Annotated in this window: 25 protein-coding genes; 7 read left to right on the top strand and 18 right to left on the bottom strand. The window is 68.8% G+C overall.

Features of this window, described 5'->3' with window-relative positions:
* Positions 1 to 12: 12 nt before the first annotated feature.
* The 3 genes from lptD to lptF are packed head-to-tail and all read right to left on the bottom strand — an operon-like array spanning position 13 to position 4,609.
* Positions 13 to 2,394, bottom strand: coding sequence for an LPS assembly protein LptD (gene lptD, locus QMZ16_RS04620; protein WP_282602320.1), 2,382 nt, complete (start codon positions 2,392 to 2,394; stop codon positions 13 to 15).
* The gene (gene lptG, locus QMZ16_RS04615) at positions 2,391 to 3,500 is read right to left on the bottom strand and encodes an LPS export ABC transporter permease LptG (protein WP_282602319.1); all 1,110 of its coding nucleotides are present in this window, start codon (positions 3,498 to 3,500) and stop codon (positions 2,391 to 2,393) included. The genes lptD and lptG overlap by 4 nt, the downstream gene beginning before the upstream one ends.
* Positions 3,497 to 4,609 carry an LPS export ABC transporter permease LptF gene (gene lptF / locus QMZ16_RS04610; protein ID WP_022707237.1) on the bottom strand — a complete coding sequence of 371 codons (1,113 nt, stop codon included), beginning with the start codon at positions 4,607 to 4,609 and terminating at the stop codon, positions 3,497 to 3,499. Before lptF ends, lptG begins: the two co-directional genes overlap by 4 nt.
* A 108-nt stretch (positions 4,610 to 4,717) precedes the next feature.
* On the opposite strand from lptF, the gene QMZ16_RS04605 reads away from it, so the two are divergent.
* On the top strand, positions 4,718 to 6,187 hold the full coding sequence (locus QMZ16_RS04605) for a leucyl aminopeptidase (RefSeq protein WP_282602318.1): 1,470 nt from the start codon (positions 4,718 to 4,720) through the stop codon (positions 6,185 to 6,187).
* 7 nt (positions 6,188 to 6,194) lie between these two features.
* Entirely contained in the window at positions 6,195 to 6,647 is a 453-nt protein-coding gene (locus tag QMZ16_RS04600; RefSeq protein WP_282602317.1) for a DNA polymerase III subunit chi, read from the top strand.
* On the opposite strand, the gene urtE is transcribed toward QMZ16_RS04600, so the two are convergent.
* From urtE to QMZ16_RS04525, 15 genes are all read right to left on the bottom strand, one after another.
* Positions 6,644 to 7,351 carry an urea ABC transporter ATP-binding subunit UrtE gene (gene urtE, locus QMZ16_RS04595; RefSeq protein WP_022707234.1) on the bottom strand — a complete coding sequence of 236 codons (708 nt, stop codon included), beginning with the start codon at positions 7,349 to 7,351 and terminating at the stop codon, positions 6,644 to 6,646. The genes QMZ16_RS04600 and urtE overlap by 4 nt on opposite strands.
* 1 nt (position 7,352) lies before the next feature.
* The gene (gene urtD / locus QMZ16_RS04590; RefSeq protein WP_282602316.1) at positions 7,353 to 8,093 is read right to left on the bottom strand and encodes an urea ABC transporter ATP-binding protein UrtD; all 741 of its coding nucleotides are present in this window, start codon (positions 8,091 to 8,093) and stop codon (positions 7,353 to 7,355) included.
* On the bottom strand, positions 8,090 to 9,262 hold the full coding sequence (urtC, locus tag QMZ16_RS04585; protein ID WP_282602315.1) for an urea ABC transporter permease subunit UrtC: 1,173 nt from the start codon (positions 9,260 to 9,262) through the stop codon (positions 8,090 to 8,092). Before urtC ends, urtD begins: the two co-directional genes overlap by 4 nt.
* 4 nt (positions 9,263 to 9,266) lie before the next feature.
* Positions 9,267 to 11,138, bottom strand: coding sequence for an urea ABC transporter permease subunit UrtB (gene urtB, locus QMZ16_RS04580; RefSeq protein WP_282602404.1), 1,872 nt, complete (start codon positions 11,136 to 11,138; stop codon positions 9,267 to 9,269).
* Positions 11,139 to 11,251: 113 nt separating this feature from the next.
* A complete protein-coding gene (gene urtA, locus QMZ16_RS04575; RefSeq protein ID WP_282602314.1) occupies positions 11,252 to 12,529 on the bottom strand; it encodes an urea ABC transporter substrate-binding protein in 1,278 nt (425 codons plus the stop codon).
* 160 nt (positions 12,530 to 12,689) lie between these two features.
* Complete coding sequence (gene ureG, locus QMZ16_RS04570) at positions 12,690 to 13,343, bottom strand: urease accessory protein UreG (protein ID WP_282602313.1); 654 nt, start codon at positions 13,341 to 13,343, stop codon at positions 12,690 to 12,692.
* A complete protein-coding gene (locus QMZ16_RS04565; protein WP_282602312.1) occupies positions 13,340 to 13,987 on the bottom strand; it encodes an urease accessory UreF family protein in 648 nt (215 codons plus the stop codon). The genes ureG and QMZ16_RS04565 overlap by 4 nt, the downstream gene beginning before the upstream one ends.
* On the bottom strand, positions 13,962 to 14,456 hold the full coding sequence (locus QMZ16_RS04560) for an urease accessory protein UreE (protein ID WP_282602311.1): 495 nt from the start codon (positions 14,454 to 14,456) through the stop codon (positions 13,962 to 13,964). Before QMZ16_RS04560 ends, QMZ16_RS04565 begins: the two co-directional genes overlap by 26 nt.
* A gap of 8 nt (positions 14,457 to 14,464) precedes the next feature.
* The gene (gene ureC, locus QMZ16_RS04555; protein ID WP_282602310.1) at positions 14,465 to 16,153 is read right to left on the bottom strand and encodes an urease subunit alpha; all 1,689 of its coding nucleotides are present in this window, start codon (positions 16,151 to 16,153) and stop codon (positions 14,465 to 14,467) included.
* A 1-nt stretch (position 16,154) separates the two neighbouring features.
* A complete protein-coding gene (locus QMZ16_RS04550; protein WP_282602403.1) occupies positions 16,155 to 16,460 on the bottom strand; it encodes an urease subunit beta in 306 nt (101 codons plus the stop codon).
* Positions 16,457 to 16,633: a hypothetical protein gene (locus tag QMZ16_RS04545; RefSeq protein WP_282602309.1), complete on the bottom strand. Its 177-nt coding sequence runs from the start codon at positions 16,631 to 16,633 to the stop codon at positions 16,457 to 16,459. Before QMZ16_RS04545 ends, QMZ16_RS04550 begins: the two co-directional genes overlap by 4 nt.
* Positions 16,634 to 16,945: an urease subunit gamma gene (locus QMZ16_RS04540; protein WP_022707223.1), complete on the bottom strand. Its 312-nt coding sequence runs from the start codon at positions 16,943 to 16,945 to the stop codon at positions 16,634 to 16,636.
* A 1-nt stretch (position 16,946) separates the two neighbouring features.
* The gene (locus tag QMZ16_RS04535; RefSeq protein ID WP_348984651.1) at positions 16,947 to 17,768 is read right to left on the bottom strand and encodes an urease accessory protein UreD; all 822 of its coding nucleotides are present in this window, start codon (positions 17,766 to 17,768) and stop codon (positions 16,947 to 16,949) included.
* A gap of 126 nt (positions 17,769 to 17,894) precedes the next feature.
* Entirely contained in the window at positions 17,895 to 18,659 is a 765-nt protein-coding gene (locus QMZ16_RS04530; protein ID WP_282602308.1) for a GNAT family N-acyltransferase, read from the bottom strand.
* 61 nt (positions 18,660 to 18,720) lie between these two features.
* On the bottom strand, positions 18,721 to 19,797 hold the full coding sequence (locus QMZ16_RS04525) for an AI-2E family transporter (RefSeq protein WP_282602307.1): 1,077 nt from the start codon (positions 19,795 to 19,797) through the stop codon (positions 18,721 to 18,723).
* Positions 19,798 to 19,942: 145 nt separating this feature from the next.
* Here QMZ16_RS04525 and ndk point away from each other — a divergent pair, with 145 nt between their 5' ends.
* From ndk to dps, 5 genes are all read left to right on the top strand, one after another.
* Positions 19,943 to 20,365, top strand: a complete 423-nt coding sequence (gene ndk, locus QMZ16_RS04520) for a nucleoside-diphosphate kinase (protein WP_282602305.1) — start codon at positions 19,943 to 19,945, stop codon at positions 20,363 to 20,365.
* Between the two features lie 143 nt (positions 20,366 to 20,508).
* On the top strand, positions 20,509 to 21,435 hold the full coding sequence (gene fabD, locus QMZ16_RS04515) for an ACP S-malonyltransferase (RefSeq protein ID WP_282602304.1): 927 nt from the start codon (positions 20,509 to 20,511) through the stop codon (positions 21,433 to 21,435).
* Positions 21,436 to 21,468: 33 nt separating this feature from the next.
* Positions 21,469 to 22,206 (top strand): 3-oxoacyl-ACP reductase FabG, encoded by a 738-nt coding sequence (gene fabG, locus QMZ16_RS04510; protein ID WP_282602303.1) that lies wholly within the window; start codon positions 21,469 to 21,471, stop codon positions 22,204 to 22,206.
* 176 nt (positions 22,207 to 22,382) lie between these two features.
* Positions 22,383 to 22,616, top strand: coding sequence for an acyl carrier protein (locus QMZ16_RS04505; protein ID WP_022707216.1), 234 nt, complete (start codon positions 22,383 to 22,385; stop codon positions 22,614 to 22,616).
* A gap of 37 nt (positions 22,617 to 22,653) precedes the next feature.
* Positions 22,654 to 23,235, top strand: a complete 582-nt coding sequence (gene dps, locus QMZ16_RS04500) for a DNA starvation/stationary phase protection protein Dps (protein WP_282602302.1) — start codon at positions 22,654 to 22,656, stop codon at positions 23,233 to 23,235.
* Positions 23,236 to 23,242 lie beyond the last annotated feature (7 nt).

Below are 23,242 nucleotides of genomic sequence, written 5' to 3'. Positions count from 1 at the left end.
TTGGCGGGCAGATTAGCGCATGCAGTTGCGCTGCGCCACCGTGCCCTGACCGCCGGTCGTGTTGCCGAAACCCGCCAGCCGGACCGACAGGTCGAAGCTGGTTTCCGCGTCGATCGTGTCCGAACTGGTGAAGCGCCTGGAGACGCCCGTCTCGACCGTGATGCATTCGTTGCGATAGGTCACGTCCAGCGACGCGCTCTGGGCGCGTTCGGCGGTGAAATCGTAACGTGCCTCGGCGCTGCCCCACCAGCCGGGCGCGATCTGCCAGCCGACGCTGGCCGCCAGTTCGGACGCGTCGCTGTCGCGCCCCTCGGCCAGGTCGGCATCGATCCACAGATAGCCCGCCGAAAGCTGCAGGTCGTCGCGCAGCCAGCCCATGCGCAATTCGTTGCGCGAGACGTTGAAGCTGTCGTCGAACAGCGCCCTGTTCGCGATGGCAAGGCCGCGCCCGCTGTCATAGGTCGTCGACAGCAGCCAGTCCGACCGCCGCCCGCCGATGAAGCTCCGATCCTCGTCGCCGCTGCCGTGCCGCGCGCGGAAGACCCGCCCGCCCGTCACGCCAAGCGACCAGCCGTTGGGGTCGATCCGCGTCCAGGTCAGGCCGGCATTGGCGCGCAGGCCGCCCTCGCTGCGGTCATAGCCCGGAAAGCGGCTGTCCGAGAACAGGTTCCCCTCGTCGAACTCGACCAGCAGGCTGTCCTCGTTCGGGATGTCGTCGTCATCGCCCGGGGGCGAATAGAGAAGCTGCAGGACCGGTTCGACCATATGCGTCGCGCGCCCGTGGACCGTCGCCAGCGGCCAGCGCAGCTCGATCCCGACCTGCGGGTCCGCGCGGGCCACCACGTCGTCATAGCTGTCGTCCTGCGCGATGCGATAGAGATCGGCCTCGAGCCCGGCGATGGCCGCGGCCATGACGCCGCCCGGCAGGATCTGCGAACGTCGCCAGTCCAGGTCGAACGAGGCGCGGGCCACGTCGCGGCCGATCCCGTCATCGTCCGAGGGGCGGCGATGGGCATGGGCGGACCATTCGACGGTCGCCTCGCCGCCGATGCGGGGGGGCGTGAAGCGGCGCATCCAGATCGCGTCGGCCACCTGCGCCGGAGAGCTGGATTCGTCCTCGTCGTCGCGAAGCGAGTTGTAGTTGCCGATCCGCGCCCAGACCAGCTTCTTGCGGCGGACCTGTTCCAGCGTGATGCCCGACCACAGCCGGTCGGCATCGGTCACGTCGTAATCCAGCAGGTAGGCCCGGTCGGTCGCCGCCTGCACCTGCACGCCCAGCTTGTAGTCGCGCGGCAGGTCGAACTGCGCGATCCCGAAGACATAGCCGCGCCATTCGTCGGGCAGCAGGTCGTCGCGGGTGATCGCGCCGTTCCATTCCGTCGCCCCGTTGGTGAATGCCTGGCGGTAGCGCAGTTCCAGCGTGCTGGTGCGATCGACCGCGACATAGGGCGTCACCGTCACGTCCGCATGGTCCCCGAGCGTCACGAAATAGGGCAGCTTGATCCCGAACCCCAGGCTGGAGGTCGTGCGGATCTCGGGGCGCAGGAAGCCGTTCTTGCGATCGACGGTCGGGTCGGGCGCGGTCACGCTGAAGGGCACATAGGCCAAGGGCACGCCGAAGGCGCGGAATTGCGGGTGGTCGAAGGTGATCGTCCGGGTCTCGGCGTCGTGGGTGATCGCGCGGGCGCGGATCTCCCACAGGGGGGTGGGGTCGCTGGCGCAGATCTGGCACGACGATGCCGCGACCTGGCGCAGTTCGGTGACGCGGCCGCCGTCGCGGCGCTCGGCCTCTCGCGCGGCAAGCTGCAATTCGCGCCCGATCACGAGGCGCGCGCCGCGGATGATGCCGTCCTGCAATTCGCGGTCCAGCTGGGCGGCATCGGCGATCAGGATCGTGTCCTGTTCGGGGTCGGTGCTGTCGGGGCGGGACAGGTGGATGGGACCCTCGATGGTCAGATCGCCGGTCGGGCCGTCCACGATCACGCGCGATGCGACCAGACGTGCGCCCTGGTACCAGATGACCACGCCGCCCGCCGCGACCAGCGTGCGGTCGTCGCGCAGCCGCACGGCATCGGCCAGCACCGTCGCCGCCCCGCCTTCGCCCGCCGTCCCGCGATCGCCGGGGATGCGGATCGACGCGTCGGGCTCGACCGCCTCGGGGGCGCTGGTCGAGGGGGTGCGGTCGCCGATGGGCTCGCTGCCCAGGCTGTCGGATTCGGGCGCCAGCGCCGACACGCCGCCGATGCTGGAAAGGGGCGCGGTCTGCGACACGCCGGGCATCTGCGGCATGGACGCGTCCTGGTCGAAGATCGTCTGACCGGCTGCGGGCGCGGCAAGTGCCGCGATCAGCGCCGTCCCGAGGCGCAGGGATCGTCTGGTCGTCTGAACGGTCATCCGTCCTCTCGCTTCAGGATCAGGCCAAGGGCCAGAAGGGCGCCGACAAGGGGCGGGGTCCATGCGGCCATCGCCGCACCGATCTGCCCGTTGTCACCCAGAACCTGCGCCATGTTGCGCAGAAAGAACAGCGCGATCCCCGCCGCGAAGGCCAGAAGCACCGCGACACCGGTATTGCGGCCACGGATATGCTGCATTGTGAAGGCTGCCGCGATCAGCACCATCGCCCCCATCAGGAAGGGGCGCGCCAGTTCCATCTGGAACCAGACCCGGTGCCGCGAGGCCGAGAAGCCCGCGCGTTCCAGCCCCGCGATGAAGCCCGGCAGCTGCCAGACCGGCACGGATTCGGGACGCCCGAACCCCTCGCGGATGCGCTGCGCGGTCAGGTCCGACGGCAGCAGCATGTAGGGCGTGCGCTTGACGTCGGCCTGCGGGTTCGCCGCGTCCAGGGGGTAGTCGCGGACCTCGGCCAGGCCCCAGGATCCGGGGATCAGCCGCGCGGTGCGGGCCTCGATCCGGCGGACGGGGCCTGACTCGTCGTCGAAGACCAGGAAGGTCGCATCGTGCAGGGTCAGCGCATCGGCGCTGGCGCGGCGGGCGCGGATGACGATCTGGCCCGATTCCTCGCCGTTCTCGATGACGGCCTGCCGCAGCCAGACGGCGCTGTCGCCAAGGCTGACGGTCTGGCTGCCGCCGCGGTCGATCTCGGCCACGGCATCGTCATAGAGCTGCCCCGTCGCCGCGACCAGCGGGTTCAGAAGCCCCACGGTCAGCGCGCCCACCGCCACCGCGGTCAGCGCGGGGGCCGCGATGACGCGCATCCCCGAGCGGCCCGAGGCGCGGATCGCGACCATCTCGGAGCTGCGCGCCAGCCCCAGGAACAGCGCGATGCCCGCCAGCACCGTCATCAGCGGCAGGATGGAATAGAAGCTGTCGGCGATGTTCAGCGCGGCAAGGCGCGCGGCCCCGCCCAGCCCGATATCGTCCCCCGAGAAGCGGCGGATGATCTCGATCATGTCGATCAGGAACAGGATCAGCAGGAAGACGCCCGCGATCAGCAGGAACGACCGCAGGAAGCGCCGCGCGACATAGCGTGCAAGGATCATGACCGTCCCCCCCTGGGCCGCGCGGCCAGCCATAACAGCCCCGCGCACATCATCGCCCCGACGATCGCGGGAAGATACAGCAGCGGCCACATCGCCGGATCCGTGCCGACCCGGTCGGCGGCGGCGTTCGACAGGAACTGCACGAAGATCAGCGCAAGGATCGCCCAGCCGACCTGCCGCCACACCCCGAAGCGCGAGAAGCCGCCCACCAGCAGCGTCGCGAAGCCGATCATCGCCGCGACCGGCGACAGCAATGGCTGGGCGATGCGCTCATGCGCCTCTCGGCGGGCATCGCCCGCGGTGGCGCCGGTCGTCTCCAGCAGGGCGGCATCGGCGGCCAGAAGGCGCAGCGTGCCGTAATCGCGCAGGTCGCGCCCCTTGCTGCCGCCGCCCGTGATCATCGCCCCGATGTCATAGCTGAACTCCTCGAACCGGGTCACGGCAAGGCGGGGGCGGCCATCTTCGCGCGTCAGGGTCTGGGCCATGCCCTGCAGCAGGACCAGCGCGGGGCCGGTATCGGTGCGCACCAGCAGGGCCTCCTGCGCGGTATAGGTGGTCTGGCGGTCGGGATCGCGCGCATCCTCGATGAACAGGTCCAGCAGGTGCCCGTCGCTGGCGATGTCGCGGATGAACAGCGTCACGTCGTCGGTCGGATACTGGAAGCTGCCGGGCCGCAGGAACTGCGAGGTGACGTTCTCGGCCAGCTCGGCGCTGCGTTCGGCCAGCCGTTCGCGCGCCATCGGCACCAGCCCGTGAACCAGGATCGCGACCATCAGCCCCACCGACAGGCCGAAGACCAGCACGGGCCGCGCCATCCGCCAAGGCGATATGCCCGCCGACTGCATCGCCACCAGCTCGGATTCGCCGGACAGGCGGTTCGTGCCGTATGCCGTGGCCGCGAAGGCCGCGACGGGCAGCACCACCGAGATCACCAGCGGCAGCGTCAGCAGCGTGAATTCCAGCACCACCAGCGCGGTCTGGCCGTCGTTCAGCAGGTCGTCGAACAGGCTGACCGCCCGGTTGATCCAGTAGACGGACACCAGCACAAGCGCGAAGAAGCCGAACAGCGTCAGCAGCTGGCCAAGGATATATCGGTCGATCCGGGGCATGGGCTGCCTTCCCTCGCGTGACGTCGGGTCCTGATTAGCGGCAAGGGACGCTCTGGAAAAGGGTGTGCGGGGTGTCTAGGTTCACGACAACAAGAGAGAGGACCTCGAATGACCCATCCCGTTCAGATCGACTTCATCGAGACCGCACCCGAGAAATTCGCCGAACACGAGGGCCGCATCGCCCTGCTGGTCGGTGCGGACGACCGGGTGCCGGGGCGCCTGCCCAAGGCCCTGCGCGACGCCGCGCAGCGGGCGCTGACCTCGAAGGCGGGGCAGGGGCTGAAGCCCGGCCAGGCGCTGGAGCTGGCGTTCCCGGCAGGCATCGCCGCCGAGGCGCTGATCCTCGTGCGGCTGCCGGTGGCCTCGAGCACGACCGAGGCGCGCCAGGCCGGTGCCGCCATCGGCGCGCGCCTGAACGGGGGGCACATGCTGGTCGCGGGCGGCCCGCAGAAGCTGGCCTCGGACGTGGCCCTGGGCCTTGCGCTGCGCGCCTATGATTTCGACGCCTACAAGTCCCGCCCCGAGGATGACGAGAAGCCGAAGGGCCGCGTGACCTTCATGGCGAAATCCCCCGAGGCGCTGGCCAAGGCCGCCGCATCCGCCGCCGCCGTGGCCGAGGGCGTGTTCTTCACCCGCGACCTGGTGAACGAGCCCGCCAACGTGCTGACCACCTCCGATTTCGCCGACCGCCTTGCCGCCATGCAGGAGCTGGGCCTCGAGGTCGAGGTGCTGGACGAGGACCAGCTGGCCGAGCTGGGCATGCGCGCGCTCTTGGGCGTGGGGCAGGGCAGCGAGAGCCCGTCCAAGGTCGTGGTCATGCGCTGGAACGGCGCGGGCGACGAGGCGCCGCTGGCGCTGGTCGGCAAGGGCGTCGTCTTCGACACGGGCGGCATCTCGATCAAGCCCGCCGCGGGCATGGAGGAGATGACGATGGACATGGGCGGCGCGGGCGTCGTGGCGGGCGTGATGCGCACGCTGGCGCTGCGCCGGGCCAAGGCCAATGTCGTGGGACTGGTGGGCCTGGTCGAGAACATGCCCGACGGCCGCGCGCAGCGTCCGGGCGACATCGTGAAGTCGATGAAGGGCGACACGATCGAGATCATCAATACCGACGCCGAAGGGCGGCTCGTGCTGGCGGACGTGCTGTGGTACGCGCAGACGCGCTTCAATCCCTCGGCCATCGTGGATCTGGCGACGCTGACCGGCGCGGTCATCATCGGGCTTGGCCACGACAATGCCGGGGTCTTCGCCAATGACGACACGCTGGCCGACGGCATCCTGTCCGCCGCCCGGTCCGAGGGCGAGGGCGCGTGGCGGCTGCCGCTTGGCGCAAGCTATGACGCGCAGCTGAAGTCGCGGCTGGCCGACATGAAGAACACCGGCGGCCGCGCCGCGGGTTCGATCACGGCGGCGCAGTTCCTGCAGCGCTTCGTCCGCGAAGGGCAGCCCTGGGCGCATATCGACATCGCGGGCGTGGCCCTGCCGCCGCAGGCGACCGACCTGGCGCCGAAGGGCGCATCGGGCTGGGGCGTCATGACGCTGGACCGCATGATCCGCGACCGCTTCGAGGTGAAGTGATCGCGCCATGGGCAAGGCGATGTTCTATCACCTGACCCGGTCCCCGGCCGAGGCGCTGCTGCCCCAGTTGCTGGGCAAGGCCGCGCAGGCCGGGTGGCGGGTGGAACTGCGCGGGACCGACCCTGCGCGGATGGAACGGCTGGACATGCAGCTGTGGCAGGGCGACGGTTTCCTGCCGCACGGGCTGGCGGGCGGCGCGCATGATGCGCGTCAGCCGGTGCTGCTGACCACCGGCGACGGGGGCGGGGCCGCGAACGACCCCGCCTGCCTGATCGCGCTGGACGGAGCCGAGGTTCCGGTGACGCAGGCGCAGGCGATGGAGCGCACGCTGATCGTCTTCGACGGGGGCGACGGCGCGGCCACCGCCCGCGCCCGCGACCAGTGGCGCGCCCTGACCCAGGGCGGCATCGAGGCCGAGTACTGGTCCGAGGATTCGGGCCGGTGGGAGCGCAAGCGCTAGGCCGCGGCATGCCCCGCAAGTCGGGCGTGCAGATCCTCGCGCCGCAGCTGCGCCTTCGGGCCCTGCATGACGGCGCGACCGCGCTCCATCACCAGGAAGTCGTCGCCCAGGTCCCAGGCGAAGTCGAAGAACTGTTCGACCAGCACGATCGCCATGTCGCCCCGGTCGCGCAGCGCCGCGATGACGCGGCCGATCTGGGCGATGATGTTGGGCTGGATCCCCTCGGTCGGTTCGTCCAGCAGCAGGATGCGCGGCCTGGTGATCAGCGCGCGGGCGATGGCCAGCTGCTGCTGCTGGCCGCCCGACAGGTCGCCCCCGCGTCGATGCGCCATTTCCGCCAGGACGGGAAAGCTGTCGAAGATCTCGTCGGGGATGCGGCGTTCGGCGCGGGGCAGGCAGGCAAAGCCCGTCTCCATGTTCTCGCGCACGGTCAGCATCGGAAAGATCGCGCGTCCCTGCGGGACATAGCCGACGCCCATACGCGCCATGCGCTGCGCGTTCACGCGGCCCAGGTCGCGCCCCTCCATCGTCAGGGTGCCGCCCGATCTGGGGTGCCGCCCCGCCAGCAGGTTCATCAACGAGGTCTTGCCCACGCCGTTGTTGCCCATGACGCAGGTGACGCGTCCGGGCGTGGCCGCGATGTCGATGCCGTGCAGGATCTGGCTGCCGCCGTAATGCAGGGTCAGGTTCTTCGCGTTCAGCATGTCAGCGCCCCAGATAGACTTCGATGACTTCGGGATTCCGCGTCACGTGATCCAGGCTGCCCTCGGCCAGGACCGACCCCTGGTGCAGCACGGTGACGCGGCAGTTCAGGCGGCGGACGAAATCCATGTCGTGTTCCACGACCACCACCGCGCGGGTTTCGGCCAGGCGGCACAGAAGCGTCGTGGTCAGTTCGCGTTCGGCCAGGGTCATCCCCGCCGCGGGTTCGTCCACCAGCAGCAGCTGCGGTTCCTGCGCCAGCAGCATGCCGATCTCCAGCCATTGCTTCTGGCCGTGGCTCAGTTCGCCCGCCTTGCGGGGCAGCTGGTCCGACAGGCCCACCTCGGCGGCCAGTTCGGCCACGCGCGTCCGGCTGTCGTCCGAGGGGCGCCAGCGCAGGACCGCGAAGGGGCCGCGATCGGCCCGCAGCGCCATCGTCAGGTTGTCGGCAACGCTCTGATCCTCGAACACGGTGGGGCGCTGGAACTTGCGGCCGACGCCCGCGCGGGCGATCTGGGCCTCGTTCATCTTCAGCAGCGACCGGGATTCGGGGCCCCACAGGACCTCGCCCTCGTCGGGGGTGGTCTTGCCGGTCACGATGTCCATGAAGGTCGTCTTGCCCGCGCCGTTCGGGCCGATCACCGCGCGCAGTTCCGCCCGCCCGATGGAAAAGGACAAATCGTTGATCGCCTTGAACCCGTCGAAGGTCTTCGAGATTCCGCGAACTTCCAGAAGCGCGCTCATGACTTGGCCTTTCGGTTCAGGATGTCGAACAGCCCGGCGATGCCCTTGGGCGCGAACAGGGTGACCAGCACGAAGGTCAGGCCCAACGCGACCTGCCACCAGTCCACCCAGGCCATGCGCAGGCCCGCGATGTTCAGATCGGGCGCGCGTCCGCCGGTGAACCAGCTGGACAGAAGCGACACGACCACCGCCCCGATGACCGCACCATAAAGCCGCCCGCGACCGCCGATGGCGACCCAGACGGCAAGATAGATCGACGCGATGGGCGCAAGCTCGGCCGGGTTGATGATGCCCGCCTGCGGGTAGTACAGTGCGCCCGCGATGGCGGTGATCATTGCGGCGATGGTGAAGACCGCCAGCTTGAACCCCTCGACCGGGTAACCCAGGAACCGCACGCGGGTCTCGTCGTCGCGGATGGCGCGGGTGACGCTGCCGAACTTGCCGCCCATCAGCCAGGCGGCCAGCGCGTATCCCAGGGCCAGCGCCAGCGCCGACGCCCAGAGGAACCAGACCGACAGCCGCGCCTGGCCGACATCCTCGAGGCCCGGGATGTTCTGCAGGCCCGACAGGCCGTTATTGCCGCGGAACCCGCTGTCGTTCTGGAACAGCCACAGCGCCAGGGCCAGCGTCATCGCCTGCGTCAGGATCGACAGGTAGACGCCGTTCACCCGGCTGCGGAATGCCAGCCAGCCGAAGACCAGCGCCAGCAGCCCCGGCACGATCAGCACCAGCGCCAGCTGCGCGGGCAGGGAATGGGCGAAGGTCCAGGCCCAGGGCAGGTCGGTCGATCCGACCACGCCGAAGATCTGGCCCGCGACGCCCTCTTGCAGTTCGGCCGGGGTGGGGGGGATGGGGTTCGCGGCCATGGATGCGGCCACGATGCCCTCGGTGCGGGCATACATCAGCCACTGGCCGATCATGTATCCGCCAAGCGCGAAGAAGGCCATCTGCCCAAGCGACAGGATGCCCAGATATCCCCAGACCAGGTCCATCGCGACGGCCGCCAGCGCAAGGCACAGGGTCTTGCCCAGCACCTTGACCATCGAGGTCGGCATGACCCCCGTGCCATAGGCCGCGCTGGCCGCGGTGACGGCGGCGGTGAAGACCGCCAGCACCGCGATCACGATCAGGACCGAGGGGTTTCTCAGGATGAAGGGTGTGCGCTGCATGGGCTCAGACCTCGGCCGCGCGGCCCTTTTGCGGGATGATCCCGCGGGGCCGGAACTGGATGAAGATGATGATGAACAGGATCATGAAGGTCTGGGCGGCCAGCGTGTTCGCCGGGTTCAGCGATTCGATGACCTTGGACAGCCCGCCGATCAGCGTGGCGCCCGCCAGCGTGCCCCAGATGTTGCCGACGCCGCCCACGACCACGGTCATGAAGCTCTGGACGATGTATTGCTGGCCCAGTTCGGACGTCACCTGCGCGAACAGCCCGATGGCCACGCCCGCGATGCCCGCGATGCCCGATCCCAGTCCGAAGGTCATCATCGCGATGCGGTCGGGATTGATGCCCATGGACGCCGCCATGCCGGGGTTCTGCGTGACGGCCCGAACCTCGAGGCCCAGCCGCGTGCGTTTCATGATGAACAGGAACAGCCCCAGGAACAGCAGCGCCAGAACGAAGATCGCCACGCGGATCGAACTGATCGACACCACGTCGTTGAAGGTGATCGCGCCCTCCAGCCAGGCGGGCGAGGTCAGGGGCCGGGCCTGCGTGCCGAAGATGTTCTTGGCCAGCTGCTGCAGCGCGATGGACACGCCGAAGGTCGCCAGCAGCGTCTCCAGCGGGCGATGGGCCAGGTGGCGGATCACCAGCCGGTACAGCACCACCCCCGCCGCGAAGGTGACCGCGAAGGCCAGGGGCAGCGCGACCAGCAGCGACAGCGTGCGATCCGCGATCAGCGTCTGGACCACGTAACCGGTATAGGCGCCCATCATGATGAATTCGCCATGCGCCATGTTGATGACCCGCATGACGCCGAAGGTGACGGCCAGCCCGATCGCCGCCAGGAAATAGATCGAGGCCAGCGACAGCGCGTCCAGCCCCAGGTCGAAGCCGCGCATCACGCCCAGCCGCGTCTGGGTGCGGGTCAGGGCGGTCTCGGCGGCCTCGGTCACGGCGGCGTCGGGTTCGGCATAGACGGCAAAGAAGCCATGCGCATCCAGCGCGGCCTCGGTCTCGGCCTCGGTCGCGGCTGGGGGGACGGCGCCCTCGGCCTCCAGCGCCTCGTAGGCGCGGTCGCGGGCGTCGGGATCGTCCAGCGCCGCCACGGGCAGCCCGCCCACGCGCCCGTCAACGATGTTCGCGGCCAGCCGCGTGCGCTGTTCGGCGGATGTCAGGCGCGGTTGCAGCACGCCCTGGTCCACCAGCATCCCGATCGCGTCCTGGCGCGACAGGTCGTCCGAGCCGGGCCGCAATTCGCGTGCGACATTGCCGCCGGGCTCGTCCTTGGTCGCGACGATGCGCGTCGCCAGCAGCGGGTTCAGCGCCGCGCGAAAGTCCAGCGCGACATCGCCCGACATCTGCCGGATCGCCTGCACGCGGTTCGCCGAATCCTCGCCCAGCTGGATGGTCAGCAGGCGTTCCAGCCGCGCCTTGCGGGCCGCGATGGCCGGATCGGGATCGTCCAGCGCCCCGCGCAGCGCCGCCAGCTGCGCGGCATCTGCCCGCCGCGCCAGCGTGTCCAGCGCACCCCTGCGGATCGCCGGATCGGGGTCCGACAGCTGCGAGACGACCAGCGCCCCGTCGATCACGCCGCGCACGCCGCTGTTCGGGCGCAGGCTGCTGAATTCGTCGGTGACCGGATCGCCCGTGACCGCATCGACCGGCACCTCGCCCGAGGTGATGACCGCGCGGCCATCCTCGGTCAGGGCCAGTTCGCGGGCCGACCATGCCTGCAGCATCGCCAGCCCCTCGGGGCCGGTGGCGGCGATATCCGCGATCAGCGGCGCGACGGTCTGACGCGAGGGGCGTTCGATCTGGTCGAGGTTGTCAGCGATCACCGCATCCAGCGCCGGGTTGGCCAGCGCGGCAAGCGGCATCAGCAGCGCCAGTGCGAAGGGCGCGATTCGGGCAAGGGCTGTCACGGGGGTGATCCTTCGGGGGCAGTATCGTGAAGGCCCGGGCAGGGGGTGTCCCGCCCGGGCCGGAGCCGTCAGTAGTTCGACTGCACCTGGACGCAGGTCTCGGTCTGGGTGTTGTACATGCCGCATTGCTTGCCCGGCCAATCGGCGTCCAGCACCGCGGATTCGGGCAGGAAGTCGGTCCATGCGTCGCCCGGAACCGGATCGGTCTGGCTGACGATGTCGAACTGGCCGTCCTCGCGGATCTCGCCGATCAGGACGGGCTTGGTCAGGTGGTGGTTCGGCAGGACCTCGGCGGTGCCGCCGGTCAGGTTCGGCACGGTGACGCCGACGATGGCGTCCAGCACGGGATCGACATCGGTGGTGCCGGCTTCCTCGACCGCGGCGACCCAGGCGTTGAAGCCGATCATCGTGGCCTCCATCGGGTCGTTGGTGACGCGCGCGTCATCGCCGATGAATTCCTTCCAGGTCGCGACGAATTCCTCGTTTTCGGGGCTTTCGGCGGTCTGGAAATAGTTCCAGGCGGCCAGGTGCCCGACCAGGTTGGCGGTATCCAGGCCCGACAGCTCCTCCTCGCCGACGGAGAAGGCCATGACGGGGATGTCGTCGGCGGAAACGCCCGCCGCCGCCAGCTCCTTGTAGAAGCCGACATTCGCGTCGCCGTTGATGGTGGACACGACGCCGACCTTCTTGCCATCCGCGCCAAGCGCCACGACATCCGCGACGATCTTGGACCAGTCGGAATGGCCGAAGGGGGTATAGTTGACGAAGATGTCCTCCTCGGCGGTGCCGTTATCCTTCAGATAGGCGTCGAGGATGTTGTTCGTCGTGCGCGGATAGACGTAGTCGGTGCCCAGAAGGGCCCATTTCTCGACGCCCAGTTCGTCGCGCATGTAATCCACGGCGGGGATCGCCTGCTGGTTCGGCGCGGCGCCCGTATAGATCACGTTCTTCGAGGATTCCTCGCCCTCGTATTGCACGGGATAGAACATCAGCCCGTTCAGCTCCTCGATCACGGGCAGGACCGACTTGCGGCTGACGCTGGTCCAGCCGCCGAAGATCACGTCCACCTCGCTGACGGTCAGCAGCTCGCGCGCCTTTTCCGCGAACAGCGGCCAGTCGGATGCCGGATCGACGACCACGGCCTCCAGCGGACGGCCAAGTACGCCGCCCTTCTCGTTCTGCTGTTCGACCATCATCAGGACGGTGTCCTTCAGCGTCGTTTCCGAGATCGCCATCGTGCCCGACAGCGAATGCAGCACGCCGATCTTGATCGGTTCGCCGTCCTGCGCACTTGCGGCGGTGGTCACGGCGGCCAGCGCGGCCCCCAGCAGCAACTTGCGTGTCATCATGCTCATCCTGTCCACTCCCTGAAATTTTCGTGAAGATCTTCGTCTTCGCGGTCACAGCAGATGACGGGAAAGAGGCAGTTGGACAGGATTCGGGCAGCAATTCGCGGGCAGGACCGCGGGCTGTGTGCATGGCGGGCAGTCGTCTGCTCGCCTGCCGTCAGATTGTGCAGACTTCTGCCGGGGCGGGGGTCAGGCCGCCTTCGCGGATCAGGAAGTCGACGATGGCACCGACGCCCCGGCCATGGCGCAGCGATGCCATGACGACCGGCCGCGCCCCGCGCGAAGCCCGCGCATCGCTTTCCAGAAGGTCGGCATCGACGCCCACATGCGGGGCGAGGTCGGTCTTGTTCACCACCAGAAGGTCGGACCGTGCCAGCCCGGGCCCCCGCTTGCGCGGGATGTCCTGCCCGGCCGCCGTGTCGATGACATAGATCGTCAGATCGGCCAGTTCGGGGCTGAAGGTCGCGGCCAGGTTGTCGCCGCCCGATTCGATCAGCACCAGCTCCAGGTCGGGAATGGCCGCGTTCAGGTCGGCGATGGCGGCCAGGTTGATGCTGGCATCCTCGCGGATGGCGGTATGGGGGCAGCCGCCGGTTTCGACGCCCCGGATGCGGTCGGCGGGCAGGACCTGCGCGCGCATCAGGGCCTCGGCATCCTCGCGGGTATAGATGTCGTTCGTGACCACCGCCATCGACAGGCGGGGCGCAAGGGCGCGGGCCAGCTGTTCGGTCAGGGTGGTCTTGCCCGCGCCGACGGGGCCGCCGATGCCGACGCGCAGGGGACCGTGGTTCGGGGGGGCGTTCGGGCTCATGATCGGAAGATCCTCGTGGTCATGGTTTCGTGGCGCATGGCGGTGATGTCGGCCCCCCATGCGGCGCTGTGCAGGTCGTCGCGCGTCGCGGTGGCGGCGCGGTCGGCGCAGGCAAGGATCGCGGGTTGCAGGCTGGCCAGCATCGCCTGCCCCTGCATGGGGCCAAGCGGCAGGAACCGCACGGCGGCGCTGATCAGCGCGGCGGCCTGCGCCTGAAGGAAGGCCGCGATGATCTCGGGCGCGGGCAGGGGCATGTCGGCACAGGCGCGACCGAAGGCGACGGGCAGGGTGGCGGGGGCGGCGGCGTCCCCCGTCAGCGCGGCGATGTTGGCGACAAAGGCCGTGCCCTGTTCCACCGTCTCGGTCAGTCGCTGCGAGGACGGGCAGGCCGCGCGGGCAAGATCGTCCGGTTCGGGACCGGCATCGCGCAGGGCCAGCGCGACCAGCACGGCATCGGTCCAACCCGCGCCGTGATCCAGCCAGTCGGCCAGCCATGCGGGCAGGGTCGCGCGCGTCGCGATGCCCTGATCCATCGCGTATTCCAGCCCCTGCGACCATGCGAAACCACCCACCGGGAAGGCGGGGGACAGGTATTGCGCCAACCGCAGGCGGGCGGCCTCAGGCGTGTTCGTGATGGTGGTCATGGCCGTGCGAATGCCCGTGGTCCTGCGAATGGCCGTGATCATGCCCGAAGGTGCGACCATGGCCATAGGCGCCGCCTTCCGGGCTGAAGGGCAGTTCGGCGCGTTCGACCGTCGCGCCCAGCTGGCGCAGCATCGCCTCCAGCACGTGGTCCTGACGGATGATCAGGCGGTCGGTCTCGATCCGGCAGGGGGTGTGGCGGTTGCCGACATGCCATGCCAGCCGTGCCAGATCGCCGGTCACGACCAGCACCGGTTCGGGGGCCGCGCGCATGACGACCAGCCGCCCGTCGGACAGGGCGAAGGCATCGCCATCCTCGACGCTGGTCACCTCGGGCAGGTCCAGCATGAAATCGCCCGCCGCGCTGGTCAGCCGCTTGCGGCGCAGCAGGCGGGATTCGTAATCCAGTGCGATTTCCGCGGCAAAGGGGCCTTGGGCGTTGCGGATGATGCGGTGGCAGTGAAGGGTCATGGCGAACCTCAGAACAGGAAATAGCGCTGCGCCATCGGCAGCTCGGTCGCGGGTTCGCAGGTCAGAAGCTGACCGTCGGCGCGGACCTCGTAGGTTTCGGGATCGACCTCGATCTGCGGCATCCGGTCGTTCAGCGCCATGTCGGCCTTGCCGATGCCGCGCGTGTTCTCGACCGCGATCAGCGATTTCGACAGCCCGTCGCCCGCGCCAGCCTCCAGCCCCGCCTGGCTGACGAAGATCGACGAGGCGCGGCCCGTATGCCCCCACATCGGGCGGCTGAAGACCGGCTGCACCGGGATCGAGCCGTTGGGATCGCCCATCTGCGCGACGGCGATCTGCCCGCCGACCAGGACCATCTCGGGCTTGACCCCGAAGAAGGCGGGGGACCACAGGACCAGGTCGGCGCGCTTGCCGTCCTCGATGCTGCCGATATGACGCGAGACGCCATGCGCGATGGCCGGGTTGATCGTGTATTTCGCGATATAGCGGCGGGCGCGCAGGTTGTCGTTCTGGCCCTGCTCTTCCTCCAGCCGTCCGCGCTGGCGGCGCATCTTGTCGGCGGTCTGCCAGGTGCGGATGATCACCTCGCCCACGCGGCCCATGGCCTGGCTGTCGGACGAGATCACGCTGAACGCGCCCAGATCGTGCAGGATATCCTCGGCGGCGATGGTCTCGCGGCGGATGCGGGATTCGGCGAAGGCGACATCCTCGGGAACGCGACGATCCAGATGGTGGCACACCATCAGCATGTCCAGATGTTCCTCGATCGTGTTGCCGGTATAGGGCCGCGTCGGGTTGGTGGACGACGGCAGCACGTTCGACATGCCGACCATGCGGATGATGTCGGGGGCGTGCCCGCCGCCCGCGCCCTCGGTGTGATAGGCGTGGATGGTGCGCCCGCCGATCGCGGCCATCGTATCCTCGACGAAGCCGGATTCGTTCAGCGTGTCGGTATGGATCATCACCTGCACGTCCATGCGGTCCGCGACGGTCAGGCAGTTGTCGATGGCGGCGGGGGTGGTGCCCCAATCCTCGTGCAGCTTCATCGCGCAGGCGCCCGCGCGGATCTGTTCCTCCAGCGGTGCGGGCACGGATGCGTTGCCCTTGCCCGCGATGCCGATGTTCACGGGCAGGTCGGCCACGGCTTCCATCATGCGGGCGATGTGCCAGGGGCCGGGGGTGCAGGTCGTGGCCAGCGTGCCATGCGCGGGGCCGGTGCCGCCGCCCAGCATCGTGGTGACACCGGAATGGATCGCGTGATCGACCTGCTGGGGACAGATGAAGTGGATATGGCAGTCGAAGCCGCCGGGCGTCAGGATGCGCCCCTCGCCCGCGATGATTTCCGTGCCGGGGCCGATGATCAGCGTGACGCCGGGCTGGGTGTCGGGGTTGCCCGCCTTGCCGATGCCCGCGATGCGCCCGTCCTTCAGGCCGACATCGGCCTTCACGATGCCTTGGTGGTCGAAGACGACGACGCCGGTGATGACCGTGTCCATCGCGCCGCCCTCGCGGGTGACCTGCGACTGGCCCATGCCGTCGCGCACGACCTTGCCGCCGCCGAACTTGACCTCTTCGCCGGGGATGGTCAGGTCGCGTTCGACCTCGATCAGCAGTTCGGTATCGGCCAGCCGGATGCGGTCGCCCTTGGTCGGGCCGTAAAGCGCCGCGTAATCGGCACGGGACAAGGTCTGGGCCATGTTACAGCGCCCCCATGATGTCTTGGCGGAAACCCTGCACGACGCGCGCGCCGGCAAGGGGGATCAGGCGGATTTCCCGCGACTGGCCGGGCTCGAACCGGACGGCGGTGCCTGCCGGGATCGACAGGCGCATGCCGCGCGCGGCATCGCGGTCGAAGCGCAGGCCGGGATTGGTCTCGGCAAAGTGGTAATGGCTGCCGACCTGGATGGGACGGTCGCCGGTATTGGCGACCATCAGCGCGATCTCGTCCCGCCCCTCGTTGAGGGTGATCGTGCCCTCGGCGGGCAGGACCTCGCCCGGGATCACGAGCGGCCCCGCAGCAGCACCCATGCGGCAACGCCCGCCGCCACGATCAGGGCCAGCGTGCCAAGGTGGTCGGGCTGGGTCAGCAGGTGGGTGGGGTCCGCGTCCTTGTGGTGGCCGGGATGGGCCAGGGCGGCAGTGGGCAGAAGGGTAACGGCAGCGATCAGGGTTTTCATTCAGTCCTCCTCTCGAATGGGATGATGGACGGTAACCAGCTTGGTGCCGTCGGGAAAGGTTGCCTCGACCTGCACCGATTCGATCATGGCGGGCACGCCGGGCATGCACTGGCCCGCGGTGATCACATGGGCACCGGCCTGCATCAGGTCGGCCACGGTGCGGCCGTCGCGCGCGCCCTCGACCACGAAATCGGTGATGAGGGCGATGGCCTCGGGGTGGTTCAGCTTGACGCCGCGCGACAGGCGGTTGCGGGCGACCATCGCGGCGACCGAGACCAGCAGCTTTTCACGCTCGCGGGGGGAAAGGTTCATGTCAGACCTGCCAGATGCGGGGAAGGGGATCGGGGCGCAGCGCCCCCAGAAGGCGGTTCACCTGCCGCCGCAGGGGCCAATCGCGCTGCGCCAGAAGGCGGATGACCAGGCGTCCGGGCGGGGCGCTGGCCGCGCCCGTCACGCCGGGTTCGTCCAGCACGTCGCGCGCGCGGGTCAGAAGATCGGGCGCATGGGGCGCGATCACGGCCAGCGTCGCCAGCGCGCGGGCGGTGCCGGTCAGCGCGGGTCCGGCAAGGCGCGGCAGGGTCGCGTCATTCAGGGCCAGCGCGTCGTGATGCAAGATGCGCCCGTCGCGATACACCTCGCGGCGGTCGCGCAGATGCAGGCGGGCGGGAACCTCGTCCATGGCGATGCGGCCAAGAACCACGGTTTCCAGCAGCATGCAGCCCGCATCGCCCGCAAGGTCGATCCGCGTGTGGCGGTCCAGCTTCGATCCGTGGAACAGGATGGTTTCCTGCGGCAGCCAGTCCAGCCAGCCGCCCGCGCCCACGGTCAGGGACACCTGCGCCTGCGCGGGATCGTCCGTCGCGCGATAGGCGCGTTCCGCCGTCTGGGTCGTGGCCAGCGCACGCGTGCCGGGGCGCAGATCGACGGCGAAGGCCAGCCTGTCGCCCGATGCCAGCCCCCCCGAGGTGTTGAGGAACACGATCTCGGGCAGGCCCGCCGTCATCCGCGGCAGCATCGCCTTGGCCGAGCCGCGCTGCGACAGGTCGATCAGCCCGCGCGGCCCCATGACGACATGCGCGCGGCCTGCGCTGCGCTGCATGCGGGGGGCGCATGGCGCGCCGGTCGTGCTTTCCATCCTGTCGAACATATGGGCAGGGGGCGTCGATTGCGCGGCAAGGTCAATCATCCGCACGGGCATTCCTGCCGTCCTATCGGGCATGAAACGGGGTGCTGCCCGAAAATGGGGCAGGCTGCGCGTATCCTATGCAGTCCCGTTCAGCATGGCATCCAGCAACCGCTTGCGGGCGGGGGGGATGGCGCGGATCTCGACCCCGGTAAAGACATGCATCGTCTTCAGCGCCGGATCGACCACCGCGTGGTCGCTGACCCAGCCGCCCATCGCAAGATAGCTGCGCAACAGCGGCGGCATCGCTGCCATGGCGCGCTTGGGGTCGGGCTTGCGCATCCGCAGCGCGCGGGCAAAGCGGAAGACGCGGGGCGCCTTGACGCGCGGCAGCCAACGGCGCGGGGCCAGGTGGCGCTCCTTCAGCATGGCGAAGGCGTCCTCGTGGGGTTCGGGCTCGCAGCCGACGAAGCTGGAGCAGCCGAACAGCATCTCGACCCCGGTCTCGTCCACGAATCGGGTCAGGGCGGCCCAGGCGATGCGGACGATGTTCGGGTCGTGGCAGTCGGGATGGATGCAGAAGCGTCCCATTTCGACCATCGGCCCGTCGAAGCGCTGCAACGCGTCCAGATCGTAGAACTGGGCCGAGTAGCTGCGCGCGATCTGCGAGCCGTCCGCAAGCGGAAGGAAGCGGAAGGCGCAGACCAGCGTGCCGTGGCGCATGTCCTCGATCAGCATGTGGCTGCATTCGGCATCCAGCGCGTCGGCATCCAGCGCGGACCCGTCGTCGGGGGCGCCGTTGCGGCCAAGGAAGCATATCCAGCGCAGGCGCTGCGCGGCGCGCAGGTCGTCCGGCGTCTCGGCCAGGCGGGCACGATAGTGTCCCTTGCGAAGCGGCTGCATGGCGCGACCCTCTGCTGTTCGTCGCGCCATCATAGCGCGAAGATGTGTCGGAATCACGAAATCAAGCACCCTCGCGGTCGCCCAGGATCCCCTCGATCCAGATGCTGCGGACAAGGGTGATGACCACGATCAGCAGGGGCGTCGCAAGGATGACGGCTGCGGGGTGGAACATCGCCGCGACTGCAACGATTGCGATGATCGTCAGGGCAGGGGGCAGTTCGACCGCATAGCGCTGGATCATGGGCATCAGGACGTTGCCCTCGAACATCTGGATCGCGGTGAACAGCGCGATGACATAGGCGGCGGTGTCCAGCCCCTCGGGGGCGGCGGCGACGGCGGCAACCGCCCCCGAGAAGAACGGCCCGATGATCGGCACGATGTTCGTCAGCCCCGCGATCACCGCAAGGATCAGCGCAAGCGGCACGTCCAGCGCCCACAGCCCCGTACCCGCCAGAATGGCCACGAACAGCATGTCCAGCGCCTGTCCGCCCATCCAGTGCGCCAGCTTGTGATGCAGGTCGTCAAGGACGGCATCGGCGCGGTCGCGCGACGCGGGCGGCAACAGCCGCAGCGCGCCCCCGCGATAGGTCGCGCCATCCATCGCGAAATAGACCGACAGCACGACCAGCAGGAAGATCGTCGTGACGCTGCCCATCATCGTGTTCAGCGTCCCCGCCACCGCGCCGAAGACGTCGGGCAGCTTCTGGGCCATCTGCATCATGCCGCCCTCGGACCCGCCATCCGAAGGTTGGGGCAGGCGCTGCAGGATCGCGTCGCCCATCGGATGCCCCGAGATCCAGTCCGACACCGCCTCCCAGGATTTCGGAAGGCCGCGGATCAGGCTCTCGAACTGTGCAAGGATCGCGGGGCCGGCCATGCGCAGGGCCAGCGTGGTGATGCCCAGCACGGCCAGCAGCACGACAAGGACGCCCGCGCCGCGCGGGATGCCGGTCAGGCGGTGCAGCCCGCGCGCGCCCGCCTGCAGCGCGATCGCCAGAAGGATCGCCGCGAAGATCTGCAGCAGCAGGTTCGACCAGAACCAGATCGCCGCAAGCAGCAGGATCATCGCGATGGTGCCCGCGGCAATGCGCAGGCCGTTTGCAAGGGGATCGGGGCGGGCTTCGGTTCCGGGGGGCATCGCCTCTCCTGCCTTGGTTCATTGGCAGAACGGGCGGGCGGGCCGCGGGTTCCACGCTTGCCCGAGGGGCGCAACCCTGCTAACCGGACGCGGATTTCACGAAGCGGGCAGGCATCGCGCCCGCGCCAGACACAAGGTGATGACCATGGCCATCGAACGCACCCTCTCGATCATCAAGCCCGACGCGACCCGCCGCAACCTGACCGGCAAGATCAACGCCAAGTTCGAGGATGCCGGCCTGCGCATCGTCGCGCAGAAGCGCATCAAGCTGTCGGCCGAGCAGGCGGGCAAGTTCTACGAAGTCCACAAGGAACGCCCCTTCTATGGCGAACTGGTCGAGTTCATGGCCTCCGAGCCGGTCGTCGTCCAGGTCCTGGAAGGTGAATCGGCCATCGCGAAGAACCGCGAAGTGATGGGCGCCACCAACCCGGCAGACGCCGCCGAAGGCACCGTCCGCAAGGAATTCGCGCTGTCCGTCGGCGAGAACTCGGTCCACGGTTCGGACGCTGCCGAAACGGCCGCGCAGGAAATCGCGTTCTTCTTCTCGGGTCTCGAACTGGTCGGCTGAGCCCGACCTTTCCCCGAAGGATCGACGTGGAAAGGCCCCCTCGCGGGGCCTTTTCTTTTGCGCATGCGGCATGGGGCTTCGGTTGCGGCCCGCCTGCGCAGCGGCTATGCCCTTCCATGACGCAACGATATTCGGGGGACCCCATGCGGGCATTCGTGTTTCCGGGGCAGGGCGCGCAGACCATCGGAATGGGTCGCGAGCTGGCCGAGGCCTATCCGGCGGCGAAGGACGTCTTCGACGAGGTGGACGAGGCACTGGGCGAGAAGCTGTCGGACCTGATCTGGAACGGCGATGCCGAGACGCTGACGCTGACGCAGAACGCGCAGCCGGCGCTGATGGCCACGTCCATCGCGGCCTTCCGCGCGCTCGAGGCCGAGGGCTTCAACATCATGGACGGCAATTTCGTGGCCGGCCATTCGCTGGGCGAATACTCGGCGCTGTGCGCGGCGGGTGCGATCAGCCTGTCGGATACCGCGCGGCTGCTGCGCCAGCGCGGACAGGCCATGCAGGAGGCCGTGCCGGTCGGGCAGGGCGCCATGGCCGCCGTGCTGGGCCTCGACTTCGAGACGGTGGACCGCATCGCCCGCGACGTGGCCGGCGACGAGGTCGTGCAGGCCGCCAACGACAACGATCCGGGGCAGGTCGTGATCTCGGGGCACAAGGCCGCCGTGGAACGCGCCGCCGAGGCGATGAAGGAAGCGGGCGCCAAGCGCGCGCTGATGCTGCCCGTGTCGGCACCGTTCCATTCCGTGCTGATGCAGCCCGCCGCCGCCGTCATGGCCGATGCGCTGGCAGGGGTGGACATCCAGCCCCCCGCGATCCCGCTGATCGCCAATGTCCGTGCCGAGGCCGTGATCGAACCGGGCGCCATCCGCCGCCTGCTGGTCGAACAGGTCACGGGCACCGTGCGCTGGCGCGAATCCATCGCCAACATGGCCGATGCCGGCGTGACCGAGTTCTGGGAGATCGGCGCGGGCAAGGCCCTGTCGGGCATGATCAAGCGCATCGCCAAGGGCGTGGACACCCGCAATGTCGGGACGCCTGCGGATATCGCCGCGCTGAAGGGCTGACGCCCGCATCTGATGACGAAAAGGAATGCCTTCATGTTCGATCTGACGGGTAAATGCGCGCTGGTGACCGGCGCATCGGGCGGCATCGGCGGCGCCATCGCCGAGGCGCTGCACAAGGCCGGCGCGACCGTCGCGCTGTCCGGCACCCGCGAGGCCCCGCTGCAGGAACTGGCCGCGAAGCTGGGCGAGCGCGCCCATGTCGTGACCGCGAACCTGGGTGACGCGGAATCGCTGGCGGCCCTTCCCAAGGCCGCGGCCGAGGCGATGGGCGGGCTGGACATCCTGGTGAACAACGCGGGCATCACCCGCGACAACCTGTTCATGCGCATGTCCGACGACGAATGGGCGCAGGTGCTGGACGTGAACCTGTCCAGCGTCTTCAAGCTGTCGCGCGGCGTGCTGCGCGGCATGATGAAGGCGCGTTGGGGCCGCATCATCAACATCACCTCGGTGGTGGGGGCGACCGGCAATCCGGGGCAGGGCAACTATGCCGCCGCCAAGGCGGGCGTCGTGGGCATGTCGAAATCGCTGGCCTACGAGGTCGCCAGCCGCGGCATCACGGTCAACTGCGTGGCGCCCGGCTTCATCGCCACCGCCATGACCGAGAAGCTGAACGACGAGCAGAAGGCCAAGATCAGCGGCCAGATTCCCTCGGGTCGCATGGGCACCCCCGAAGAGATCGCGGCCGCCGTGCTGTACCTTGCCAGCCCCGAGGCCGGTTACGTCACCGGGGCCACGCTGCACGTCAATGGCGGGATGGCGATGGTCTGAACCCGGTCTTGCAGCGCCGCAACGCCCCGCAGGGGCAAGTGCAAAAGCGGTTGCAAGAGGGTTCTCTGGTGCTATATCCCCCGCTTTAGCAGCAGGGAAACCGCCCTGTGCTGAATCGGACCGGATGACGGCCCGTGAAATTTATGGGCGGATGCCCGCGACAATGAGGATATGACATGAGCGATATCGCTGATCGCGTGAAGAAGATCGTGGTGGAGCACCTGGGCGTCGACGAGGACAAGGTGGTCGAGGCCGCTTCGTTCATCGACGATCTGGGCGCAGACAGCCTCGACACCGTCGAGCTGGTCATGGCGTTCGAGGAAGAGTTCGGGATCGAGATCCCCGACGACGCCGCCGAGACCATCCAGACCGTCGGCGACGCCGTGAACTTCATCAAGGGCGCCGTCTGAGCCCCTTGAGACAGAAGGCCCCGCAAGGGGCCTGACGATGACGGCGCCCGCTTCCGCGAGGCGCCGTTCTTCGTTTCATGGAACCGCGCGGCGACCGGCGCTGTTCATTCGGCAGATCCAATTCGGAAAAACGAAGGAGCTGCCGATGGCTGTCAATGTCCAGGGCCTGTCCGACAACGCCCGCAAGACCTCGATCACCGAACTGAACGCCGCCCTTGCGGATGCGATCGCGTTGGGACTGGCGATCAAGCAGGCGCATTGGAACGTGAAGGGCCGCAATTTCATCGCGGTGCACGAACTGTTCGACACCGTGCGCGACAACCTGAACGAACAGATCGACACCTTCGCCGAGCGCGTGCAGGTGCTGGACGGTGTCGCCAAGGGCACGGTCGAGATCGTGGCCGAGGCCGCGACGCTGGACCCCTATCCCACCGACCTGACCAAGGCCGAGGACCACATCCGCGAAATCTGCGCCCGCATGCGCGCCTATGGCGAGAAGGTCCGCAAATCAATCGATGCCGTGGGCGACGCGGGCGACGAGGGCACGGCCGACGCCTTCACCGCGGCCTCGCGCACGGCGGACAAGGACCTGTGGTTCATGGAGAGCCACCTGGAGTGACCGAAGC

The organism is Paracoccus sp. PARArs4, from assembly GCF_947311865.1.
Lineage (GTDB): Bacteria > Pseudomonadota > Alphaproteobacteria > Rhodobacterales > Rhodobacteraceae > Paracoccus > Paracoccus zeaxanthinifaciens.
Note: the sequence above shows the minus strand (reverse complement) of the source record. Positions and strands in the feature narration are given on the sequence as shown.

Bases quoted from the DNA above. Each gene is read 5' to 3' on its own strand.
- lptD (WP_282602320.1), bottom strand. From the start codon at position 2,394: ATGACCGTTCAGACGACCAGACGATCCCTGCGCCTCGGGACGGCGCTG.
- lptG (WP_282602319.1), bottom strand. From the start codon at position 3,500: ATGATCCTTGCACGCTATGTCGCGCGGCGCTTCCTGCGGTCGTTCCTG.
- lptF (WP_022707237.1), bottom strand. From the start codon at position 4,609: ATGCCCCGGATCGACCGATATATCCTTGGCCAGCTGCTGACGCTGTTC.
- QMZ16_RS04605 (WP_282602318.1), top strand. From the start codon at position 4,718: ATGACCCATCCCGTTCAGATCGACTTCATCGAGACCGCACCCGAGAAA.
- QMZ16_RS04600 (WP_282602317.1), top strand. From the start codon at position 6,195: ATGGGCAAGGCGATGTTCTATCACCTGACCCGGTCCCCGGCCGAGGCG.
- urtE (WP_022707234.1), bottom strand. From the start codon at position 7,351: ATGCTGAACGCGAAGAACCTGACCCTGCATTACGGCGGCAGCCAGATC.
- urtD (WP_282602316.1), bottom strand. From the start codon at position 8,093: ATGAGCGCGCTTCTGGAAGTTCGCGGAATCTCGAAGACCTTCGACGGG.
- urtC (WP_282602315.1), bottom strand. From the start codon at position 9,262: ATGCAGCGCACACCCTTCATCCTGAGAAACCCCTCGGTCCTGATCGTG.
- urtB (WP_282602404.1), bottom strand. From the start codon at position 11,138: ATGCCGCTTGCCGCGCTGGCCAACCCGGCGCTGGATGCGGTGATCGCT.
- urtA (WP_282602314.1), bottom strand. From the start codon at position 12,529: ATGACACGCAAGTTGCTGCTGGGGGCCGCGCTGGCCGCCGTGACCACC.
- ureG (WP_282602313.1), bottom strand. From the start codon at position 13,343: ATGAGCCCGAACGCCCCCCCGAACCACGGTCCCCTGCGCGTCGGCATC.
- QMZ16_RS04565 (WP_282602312.1), bottom strand. From the start codon at position 13,987: ATGACCACCATCACGAACACGCCTGAGGCCGCCCGCCTGCGGTTGGCG.
- QMZ16_RS04560 (WP_282602311.1), bottom strand. From the start codon at position 14,456: ATGACCCTTCACTGCCACCGCATCATCCGCAACGCCCAAGGCCCCTTT.
- ureC (WP_282602310.1), bottom strand. From the start codon at position 16,153: ATGGCCCAGACCTTGTCCCGTGCCGATTACGCGGCGCTTTACGGCCCG.
- QMZ16_RS04545 (WP_282602309.1), bottom strand. From the start codon at position 16,633: ATGAAAACCCTGATCGCTGCCGTTACCCTTCTGCCCACTGCCGCCCTG.
- QMZ16_RS04540 (WP_022707223.1), bottom strand. From the start codon at position 16,945: ATGAACCTTTCCCCCCGCGAGCGTGAAAAGCTGCTGGTCTCGGTCGCC.
- QMZ16_RS04535 (WP_348984651.1), bottom strand. From the start codon at position 17,768: ATGGAAAGCACGACCGGCGCGCCATGCGCCCCCCGCATGCAGCGCAGC.
- QMZ16_RS04530 (WP_282602308.1), bottom strand. From the start codon at position 18,659: ATGCAGCCGCTTCGCAAGGGACACTATCGTGCCCGCCTGGCCGAGACG.
- QMZ16_RS04525 (WP_282602307.1), bottom strand. From the start codon at position 19,797: ATGCCCCCCGGAACCGAAGCCCGCCCCGATCCCCTTGCAAACGGCCTG.
- ndk (WP_282602305.1), top strand. From the start codon at position 19,943: ATGGCCATCGAACGCACCCTCTCGATCATCAAGCCCGACGCGACCCGC.
- fabD (WP_282602304.1), top strand. From the start codon at position 20,509: ATGCGGGCATTCGTGTTTCCGGGGCAGGGCGCGCAGACCATCGGAATG.
- fabG (WP_282602303.1), top strand. From the start codon at position 21,469: ATGTTCGATCTGACGGGTAAATGCGCGCTGGTGACCGGCGCATCGGGC.
- QMZ16_RS04505 (WP_022707216.1), top strand. From the start codon at position 22,383: ATGAGCGATATCGCTGATCGCGTGAAGAAGATCGTGGTGGAGCACCTG.
- dps (WP_282602302.1), top strand. From the start codon at position 22,654: ATGACGGCGCCCGCTTCCGCGAGGCGCCGTTCTTCGTTTCATGGAACC.